Annotated in this window: 10 protein-coding genes; 6 read left to right on the top strand and 4 right to left on the bottom strand. The window is 69.6% G+C overall.

The window, feature by feature from the left end:
• Window positions 1-61 precede the first annotated feature (61 nt).
• From C503_RS0120495 to C503_RS0120505, 3 genes are all read left to right on the top strand, one after another.
• The gene (locus C503_RS0120495; protein WP_026316521.1) at window positions 62-811 is read left to right on the top strand and encodes a TetR/AcrR family transcriptional regulator; all 750 of its coding nucleotides are present in this window, start codon (window positions 62-64) and stop codon (window positions 809-811) included.
• A gap of 9 nt (window positions 812-820) precedes the next feature.
• Window positions 821-1141 carry a DUF4873 domain-containing protein gene (locus tag C503_RS0120500; protein ID WP_018684095.1) on the top strand — a complete coding sequence of 107 codons (321 nt, stop codon included), beginning with the start codon at window positions 821-823 and terminating at the stop codon, window positions 1139-1141.
• A 102-nt stretch (window positions 1142-1243) separates the two neighbouring features.
• Window positions 1244-2035, top strand: coding sequence for a TIGR02569 family protein (locus C503_RS0120505; RefSeq protein ID WP_018684096.1), 792 nt, complete (start codon window positions 1244-1246; stop codon window positions 2033-2035).
• A 55-nt stretch (window positions 2036-2090) separates the two neighbouring features.
• On the opposite strand, the gene C503_RS0120510 is transcribed toward C503_RS0120505, so the two are convergent.
• On the bottom strand, window positions 2091-2657 hold the full coding sequence (locus C503_RS0120510) for a hypothetical protein (RefSeq protein ID WP_018684097.1): 567 nt from the start codon (window positions 2655-2657) through the stop codon (window positions 2091-2093).
• A 122-nt stretch (window positions 2658-2779) separates the two neighbouring features.
• Here C503_RS0120510 and C503_RS0120515 point away from each other — a divergent pair, with 122 nt between their 5' ends.
• Window positions 2780-3310 carry a hypothetical protein gene (locus C503_RS0120515; RefSeq protein ID WP_018684098.1) on the top strand — a complete coding sequence of 177 codons (531 nt, stop codon included), beginning with the start codon at window positions 2780-2782 and terminating at the stop codon, window positions 3308-3310.
• 4 nt (window positions 3311-3314) lie between these two features.
• Here the strand turns inward: C503_RS0120515 and C503_RS0120520 are convergent, their stop codons facing one another.
• Together C503_RS0120520 and C503_RS0120525 are read right to left on the bottom strand one after the other, a co-directional pair.
• Window positions 3315-3599 (bottom strand): Imm1 family immunity protein, encoded by a 285-nt coding sequence (locus C503_RS0120520; RefSeq protein ID WP_018684099.1) that lies wholly within the window; start codon window positions 3597-3599, stop codon window positions 3315-3317.
• 120 nt (window positions 3600-3719) lie between these two features.
• Window positions 3720-4010 (bottom strand): DddA-like double-stranded DNA deaminase toxin, encoded by a 291-nt coding sequence (locus C503_RS0120525; protein WP_018684100.1) that lies wholly within the window; start codon window positions 4008-4010, stop codon window positions 3720-3722.
• Between the two features lie 646 nt (window positions 4011-4656).
• Here C503_RS0120525 and C503_RS40120 point away from each other — a divergent pair.
• Window positions 4657-4851 (top strand): hypothetical protein, encoded by a 195-nt coding sequence (locus tag C503_RS40120; RefSeq protein ID WP_018684102.1) that lies wholly within the window; start codon window positions 4657-4659, stop codon window positions 4849-4851.
• On the opposite strand, the gene C503_RS0120540 is transcribed toward C503_RS40120, so the two are convergent.
• Window positions 4852-5178 carry an MGMT family protein gene (locus C503_RS0120540; protein ID WP_018684103.1) on the bottom strand — a complete coding sequence of 109 codons (327 nt, stop codon included), beginning with the start codon at window positions 5176-5178 and terminating at the stop codon, window positions 4852-4854.
• Between the two features lie 192 nt (window positions 5179-5370).
• Between C503_RS0120540 and C503_RS0120545 the strand changes: the two genes are divergently transcribed.
• Window positions 5371-8538: an ATP-dependent helicase gene (locus tag C503_RS0120545; RefSeq protein WP_018684104.1), complete on the top strand. Its 3168-nt coding sequence runs from the start codon at window positions 5371-5373 to the stop codon at window positions 8536-8538.
• Window positions 8539-8679: the final 141 nt, after the last annotated feature.

Genomic DNA, 8679 nt, shown 5'->3' on the forward strand with positions numbered 1-8679 from the left:
CACTCCTCCACGCGGGCGGCTCCGGCACGCGTAACTTGGGGTAACAGTTACTTCTGGTAGCATGAGTCGCATGGTGGATCGTGTCAAGCGGCCGGGCATGGCCGGGGCGGCGGGCGGCTCCGGGGACGCCCGGCGGGACCGGTGGAAGTCGCACCGGGCCGCGCGGCGGGAGGAGTTCGTCGAGGCCGCCCTGCGCGCGCTGGCCGAGCACGGGCCGGACCTGGGGATGGAACACGTCGCGGCGGCCGCCGGGGTGACCAAACCGGTGCTGTACCGGCACTTCACCGACAAGGCCGACCTGTTCGTCGCGCTCGGGCACCGGGGGACCGAGATCCTGTTCGAGCGGCTGATCCCGGCGATGAGCCGGGAGGAGGCGCCGCTGCCGCGGATCCGGCGCAGCCTGGACGCGTTCTTCTCGATCATCGAGGAGTATCCGAACCTCTACCGGCTGCTGGTGCGCAGCACGTTCGCCGACCGGCGGCTCGACTCCGACATCGTCGCCGAGGACAAGGAGGTCATCGCGAGCGCGCTGGCCAGCCTGCTCGGCGACTACATGCGGGCCTATCGGATCGACTCCGGCGGGGCCGAGGTGTGGGGGCACGGGATCGTCGGCATGGTGCAGAACGTCGGCGAGTGGTGGCTGGAGCGGCGCACGATGAGCCGGGACGCGGTCGTGGAGTACCTGACCATGACCATCTGGGCGGCCATCGACGGCACCATGCGCGGCTACGGGGTCACCATCGACCCGCACAAGCCGCTGGACGTCAACAAGATCGTCAAGTTGTCCCACGGCGACACCGCCGCGGGGTGAGGAGTCGGCATGTCGGATCACCTGGACGAGGACGGGTACGCCGGACGGGCCACGCTGGTCGTGGGGGAACGCGAACTGGCGGTGACCGTCGAGCTACGCGGCCACTTCCAGCCGATCGACGGCTACTACCGCTGGTACGGCCGGATCGCCGCGCACGCGGAGTTGTCGGCGGTCGTGGCGGGCCGGAAAACCGGCGCTGTGCTGCGGACACCGCAGGGTGCGGCGGCAGGCGAGCTGTCCGACCCCGACCCCTGGGACCGCTACCGGATCACCGGTACGAGCACGCCGCCGTTCACCGTCGCGACATCTCTCGACGCCCTGGAAGTCTGAGGTCTCGGTGCTCGTGCCCCGACCGGGGACCGGGAAGATCAACGGAACGGGGCACGTGTCGTGCGGCCCCCGGACGTTGGCGGGCAGGTAGCGTGCCCGCCCGTGAGAACTCCGCCCCCGCCGCACGTCCGGGCCGCGTTCGGTGCCAAGAACGCCGAGCCCGTCCTGGTCGAGCACGGCCCGGTGTGGCGGTGCGACGAGATCGCCCTGCGCCAGGCGGTGCACCCGGCCGAGGCCTCCTGGGTCGCGCAGACCCTGGGTGAACTGGAGGTCCCCGACCTGCGGGTGGCCCGCCCGGTGCGCTCCTCGGACGGTCGGTACGTGGTCGGCGGCTGGGTCGCGTTCCGGTTCATCCCCGGCCGCGCCGAGCCGCGCTACGACGAGGTGATCTCGGCGTCGCTGCGGCTGCACAAGGCCACCGCGGGCCTGAACCGGCCGCGGTTCCTGCAGGGGCGCGCAGACGTGTTCGCCATGGCCGACCGCGCGGCCTGGGGCGAGGACGACAAGGTCCAGCTCGACCCGTCACTGGGCGGCAGGCTGTTCGGCATCTACGCCGAGTCCCGCAAGGAGATCGGCCTGACCGCGCAGGTCGTGCACGGCGACCTGTTCGGCAACCTGCTCTTCGACGGCGACGCCGCGCCCGGGATCATGGACTTCACCGCGTTCCACCGCCCACCGGAGTGGGCCGCGGCGGTCGTCGCGGTCGACGCGGTCGCGTGGGGCGGCGCGGACGAGGCGCTACCGAAGCGGTGGGGTCATCTGCCGGAGTGGCCGCAGGCGCTGTTGCGCGCGTTGCTGTTCCGCCTTGCCGTGCACGCGTTGCACCCCAAGTCGACCCCGCGGTCCATGCGCGGGTTGGAGCGCGCGGCCCAGGTGATCGGGCCGCTGCTCTGACTTGTCTGCCGTTGTGCTGATCTGTCTGCAATGCTGATCTGTCTACAATGGAGTGTCAGGCGTCGGTGAGGTGCTCGAACACGGCATCCGCGATCTTCCGCGCCACCGTGGGGCACGGCGCGTTGGTGAAACCGCCCAACACGGTCAGGTGTGAACCGTGCTCGGCCGGTTCCAGATAGGGATCGAGCGCGATCGAAAGCCCACAGGCGCTCGGATTCCCGCCGGACACGGCGAACGCGGAGTTGCCGTCGACATCCGCCACCGGGATGTAGCTCGGGGTACCGGGCGGTTCCGCGCGGAAGAAGACGGACGCGAACGTGGTGCCGGTCGGATAAGGCAGGCGATAACGGCACAGGTCCGCGGTGCTTTCCTGGAGGAGATCGGGTTTGACGCCGGTGGCTTTGGCGAACGTGGGCAGGTAACCGGCGCAGTCGACGGTGGCGGGCACGATCTTCGGCGAGCCGACGGTGATCCCGGGTACGGGGGTGCGGGAGGTCGGCGGGGGCTCGGTCGTGGTGGTGAACGTGGACCGGGCCTCGACGGGCGGGGACGCGGCGGGACTTTCGCAGCCCGCGAGAGCCAGCCCGGCCAACAGCAGGGCGGCGGTGGGTCGGAGGAGCACGCGCAAACCGTAGGGGGTGCGGCCCGATCGCGCCGCCCTCCGTGCGCGGATTCCACCTATCGTGGCGCCGCCCACAAGGGACGGTCCGTAACGGACGGGCGAACCCGGTCGACCCAGCGAGCATGAGGTCCACGCTCGCCCTGCCCCTGCTCGCCCTGCTGCTGGCCGCCTGCGGCACCAAGGACCAGGCCAGCCCCGCTGCCCCGCCCTTGACGGCCACCACCACGCCTGTCACATCGACGCACACCACGTCGACGCCCGCGACGTCCATCGTGCCCATCACGTCCACCGGCAAGCGCCCATCCCACACCACCACCGAGCTGTCGGTGTCGTCCAGCCCGAAGACCGCGAACCCCGGCATTCCGGCGATCGACGAGAGCGCCCCCGCCCAGTACTGCGACCGCCCGTTCAAGGGCGCTCTCGGCAAGAACATGCTCGCCGTCGTCGTCGAAACCCCCAACGGCCGCCTCACCTGCGACCAGGCCGCCGCCATCCTGTTCGACTACTACGCCGAACGCCGGGACCCGAGGACGGACCTGCCCGCGTACAAGATCGGGCCCATGGCCTGCAACCAGGTCCGCGAACCGGCCCTGCCGCAGGTTGTATGCGCGGACGAGGACAACACGATCTACTCGATGTGGCCCCAGCGCTGACCCCTCACGCCAACTTCTGCCATTCCACCGACGCCGGACGGCTGCCGCTCACCAGGAACTCGGTGGCCGCTCGGACAACGTCTTCGAAGGGGATCTCACTGTTGGCGGGTGTGGGTTGCTCATTGCTCATGTAGTCGTAGCCGAGTAGGTCATCGACGGAGCCGGAGTTCCCAAGGGTGAACCACAGTCCCGGCGCGTTCCGGCCGGAATAGGACAGCGAACCGCGGTCGTCATTGACACCCACCCCGAACTCGGGGGTATCCGGTTCACCCTGGACATACCAGAGCATCAACAGGGGGGCAGCCGTGCGATCGAGAGTCGGCTCGCACCTGCGTCAGCAAGGCGGCAATGTCGTCGGCAGTCCGCAGGATCACCGGGGAATCGTCTTGGTAATAGGCCTCTACCGCGATCATGGTTCGGCCCTTCCGTGATATGTGCCAAGGAATCCGTTCGCGCCGTGGACGATCATAGTGTAGCCGCTGGGGAGAATGTGCGGGATCAGGGTGTCGCACCCGAACCTGCCGGTGCACGGCACGTTGTTTATCGCTAATGTCAGGTTCGTGATCTTATTGAGCCGCGCGTGCACGGCGAGTTTGACCTCGACATGTGCCGCCGTTCGAGGGATGCGCTTCCCGGGCTGCCCGCCGAACCACTCGATCGCGGCGTAGTACTGGTCATCCCAGCCGCTGGTCGACTCCATGACCGCCCCGTCCGGGCCGCTGGATGACCATGACCTGTGCGGTCGAGGACGCCAGGCGGTGGGCGTCCTCGGCAATGGGCACTCGTTCACGGTAAGTGTTCGCGGGTTGTTGCCGGTAGGGCAATAGTCGGACAGCCAAGTAGTTGTTTACACAACTGGGCCGCGCCTGTCGCTGATGCGGCAAGGGCGTGTGGCGGTTGCGGTGATCGGGTTTCAGGAGCAGGGCCGCGTCGGCCGCGATCGAAGCGCGGTTGACCGGCGGAAATGCTTGATCCGTGGTCTCATCCGATGATCCATTGTGGACTGCTCGAAAGAATTCCCCGGCGGCGGGCCAACCCCGGTCCGCCGTCGGACGTCTCAACGGTATGGATATCGGACTGCTCGCGGTCATCGCGGGTGCGGTGTTCCTGCTCTCCGGCCTGGTCGCCTTCACTCGCCGCAAGATCGGTGGGACAGCGGGTGATCGGCCGACAGGGCGGTGACCGGTCGGTCGCTCACCGTCATTTAACGCAACCGGTCCCGTCGACCCCTTGTCTGGACGGGATTGGGCTGAAAGAGTGACTCGCACCCCGGTAGGCCGGTTTTCGGAAACCCTGTGAGCTCGATGCTCATCCGCGGACGGCCGTCCCCAGGAAGGTGCGATTCAATGACGCTCGCCCAGAAGACCGCCCCGTCGCCCGGCAGAATCGTCGCGGCGCGCGAGGTGGAAACCCTGCACAACGCGGAACAGTGCAGCAAGGCGGCCCGCACCGTGGCCGACCACGCGTCGGACGCGGCGGACTGCCAGCGGCTGCTGGAGATGCTCGGCCTCGACGCCTCCGTCGGCAAGCGCACCACCTGATCACAGCTGGTCGAACAGGCCAGGCTCCGGTTCCGGCAGCACGTCCGCCCAGCGGTAGGTGCGCAGGTCCACCTTCTCCCCATCCGCCAGGACACCCTCCGCGCGCAGGCGTTCCAGCTGCTCCCGGGCCAGGTGCGGGGCCGGGGTCCCGTTCGCCCGCAGCACCCGGTGCCACGGCAGGTCGTGGCCGTCCTCGGACAGGATCTTCCCGATCAACCGTGGCGACGGCGCGCGGGTCAGGTCCGCGATGTCGCCATAGGTCGCCACGTGGCCGGGCGGGATCGACCTGATCGCCGCGCGCACCCGCTCGTGCAGTTCCTCGTCCACCGAGACTCCCTCCGTACCAGGCGCCCAGCTTCCCACCGGGCACCGACAACCTGTCACCCCGTGCGGTGCGCGCAGTCGCGGAGCGTCGTGGTCACCGCAAACCCGCACGTGGCGGGCTTCCGCCGGTAGTGGTATGAGCGCGACCGGCGTGCCGCGTCCGAGTGCCCGGCGGGGCCGTGGTCCAATCGGCGGATGGTCGCCGGGAAGTCCCCGATCGCGCCGCGGCTCGTGCGCAAGCCCGCGGGGGCGGCGCGCACCCTCCGGTGGACCGACGAGGCCCGGCACGTGCTCACCGGCGCGGACGGCTTCGTACGCGTCCTGGGCGGTCCCGGCACCGGCAAGACCACCCTGCTCGCCGAGCTGGCCGCCGACCGGATCCTGCGCGGCGGCGTCGACCCGCAGCAGCTGCTGGTCCTCACCGCGAACCGGCGTGCCGCCGCCGACCTGCGCGGACGCATCACGGCACGGCTCACCGAGGAGGGCGCGCCGCGCACCATCCGTGAGCCGCTGGTGCGCACCGTGCACTCTTACGCGTTCGCCGTCCTGCGCATCCAGGCCATGCTCCGCGACGGCCCCGGCCCCCGGCTGTTGTCCGGGCCTGAACAGGACGCGGTGATCCGTGAACTGCTGGTGGGCGACGTCGAGCTGGGTGCCCGGCATTGGCCCGAACGGCTGCGCCCGGCGCTGGGCGTGCCCGGCTTCGCCGAGGAGCTGCGGGACCTGATCCTGCGCGCCGCCGAGCGCGGCCTTGGCCCCGAGGACCTGATCGACCTGGGCAAGGCGGAGGGTCGGGACGAGTGGGTCGCGGCCGGTCGGTTCGGCCGACAATACGAAGAGGTCACGCTGCTGCTCGGCTCCGCGGACAGCGGTCTCGCGCACACCACGGCGCCCGCTTTGGACGCCGCGGAGCTGGTCGCCAGCGCCCTGCTGGCGTTCGACACCGACGATGAGTTGCTCGCCGCCGAGCGTGACCGCGTGCGCTACCTGCTCGTCGACGACGCGCAGCACCTGGACCCGTTGCAGTACGCGCTGCTGCGCAGCCTCGGCGCGGCGGCCAAGGAGTTCGTCGTCGCGGGCGACCCCGACCAGGGCATCTTCTCCTTCCGCGGCGCCGATCCCCGTTTACTCCGCGACGCCGAACCCGGCGGTGGCACGGTCCTGCTCGGCACCGGCCACCGGATGGCCCCGGCCGTGCGCAAGGCGATCTCGCACCTGGCCGCGCGGCTGCCCGGCGGCGGGGCCCGGCGCGTGGACAAGGGCAAGGACGACGGCGGCACGGTGACCGTGCGGCTGCACCCATCGGCCGCTGCCGAAGCGAGCTGGGTCGCGAACCAGTTGCGGCGCGCGCACCTGATTGATGGCGTGCCGTGGGTGGATATGGCGGTGCTGGTGCGGTCCGCGACTCGGTCCGTACCGGTGCTGCATCGCGCGCTCGCCGCGGCAGGTGTACCTGTGGCTGCGCCGGGGGATGAGTTGCCGTTGGCGCAGCAACCGGCGGTTCGGCCGTTGCTGACGCTGTTGCGGTGCGCGGCCATACCGTCCCTGTTGGATCCGACAATCGCCGAGTCGCTGCTGTCCTCACAGCTGGGTGGCGCCGATCCATTGGCGCTGCGGCGATTGCGGCGTGGTTTGCGCCGACTGGAACTCACCGGCGGCGGCGACAAATCCAGTGACGACTTGTTGGTCGAGGTTCTTGAGGACAACGACCGGCTCGGCGCGCTCGCCGACAGTGAGGCCGGTCCGGTCCGCCGGGTCGCCGGGTTGATCGCGTCCGTGCGCAAGGGGATCGCGGACGGCATCGGGCTGGAGCAGATCCTCTGGGACGTGTGGCAGGCCAGCGGGTTGGAGACGCGGTGGGTCGCGGTCGCGGCGCGCGGGGGACCGGTTGGCGCGCAGGCGGATCGGGATCTGGACGCGATCGTGGCCCTGTTCCACACGGCCGAACGCTATGCCGAGCGGTTGCCCGGTTCCGGTGTGGCCGGGTTTGTGGAACACATTGTGTCCCAACGGATCGCGGGTGACACGCTGGCGCCGAGCGCGCCGCAGGGCGAAGCCGTCGCGGTGTTGACGGCGCACGCGGCCGCCGGTCGTGAGTGGACGGTCGTGGCGGTGCCCGGGGTGCAGGAAGGTGCCTGGCCGGATCTGCGGCTGCGCGGGTCGCTGCTGGGTGTCGAGCGGCTGGTGGACGTGCTTTCCGGGGTGCGGGAACAGGTTTCGGCGACCGCGCCGCTACTCGCCGAGGAACGCAGGCTGCTGCTCGTGGCCGCGTCCCGGGCGAGGTCGAAGCTGCTGGTGAGCGCGGTGCGCGGCGAGGAGGAACAGCCGTCGCGGTTCCTGGCCGAGCTGGCGGGCGCGGAGACGGCGGACATGGACATGCCGGTTCCCATGGCGGAACAGGAACGTGCCCTGGTGCTCGCGGATCTCGTGGGGGACCTGCGTCAGGTCGTGTGTGATGGAACGGCGGATCCGGAGCGGCGGGCGTTGGCGTCGCGACAGTTGGCGCGCTTGGCGGCGGCGGGGGTGCCGGGGGCGAATCCGGATGGGTGGTACGGACTGCCGGAGATGTCGACGGTGGCGCCGCTGCGGGCGGCGGATCAGCCGGTGCGGGTGTCGCCGTCCACTGTGGAGACATTGGCGAAGTGTCCGTTGCGGTGGATGGTGGAACGGCATGGTGGGCAGGATCCGGCGGAACTTGCTGCGGTGACCGGGACCCTGGTGCATGCTTTGGCGCAGGCTGCGGCTTCCGGGGCGTCGCGCGAGGAACTGATGATTGAGCTGGATCGTGCGTGGTCGGCGGTGGATGCGGGGGCGCCGTGGTTCTCGCGTCGTGAGCAGCAGCGTGTGCGGGCTATGTTGGATACGTTTCTGGGGTGGGTCCAGGCGACGCGTGGGGAGTTGACGCAGGTCGCGGTGGAGCGTGAGGTGAAGGTCGAGTTGCCGGACTCGATCACTGTCAGCGGGCGTGTCGACCGGCTTGAGGTGGATGCCGAGGGGCGGCCGGTGATTGTGGATATCAAGACCGGGAAGTCTCCGGTTAGTGCTCATGATGCGCAGGAACATCCGCAGTTGGCTGTTTATCAGCTTGCTGTCGCGTATGGGGCGTTTGCTGATGTGGGGCGGGAGCCGGGGGGTGCGCGGCTGCTGTATGTGGCTAAGGGGAATAAGAAGACTGGTGCTACTGAACGGGTGCAGGATCCGGTTCGGGGGGAGGGGGTTGAGCATTGGCTTGAGATTGTTCGGGAGGCTGCGGGGGCTACTGTGGGGCCGGAGTATACGGCGTTTGAGAATCCGGACTGTCCTCGGTGTCCTGTTCGGACGGCTTGTCCTTTGCATGCTAGTGGGCGGCAGGTTACTGAATGATCGGGCTGCTGCTGTGTTTTTGGCTCGGCTTCGCCTCGCGGCGGGATCGCCTTTAGCCGGTCTCTTCCCACCCGATTTCGTGCGGCCCGGGGGGCCGAACGAAATCGGGTGGGAAGAGACCGGCGCGATCCCGCGTGGTGG

The organism is Actinokineospora enzanensis DSM 44649 (genome assembly GCF_000374445.1).
GTDB classification, from domain to species: domain Bacteria; phylum Actinomycetota; class Actinomycetes; order Mycobacteriales; family Pseudonocardiaceae; genus Actinokineospora; species Actinokineospora enzanensis.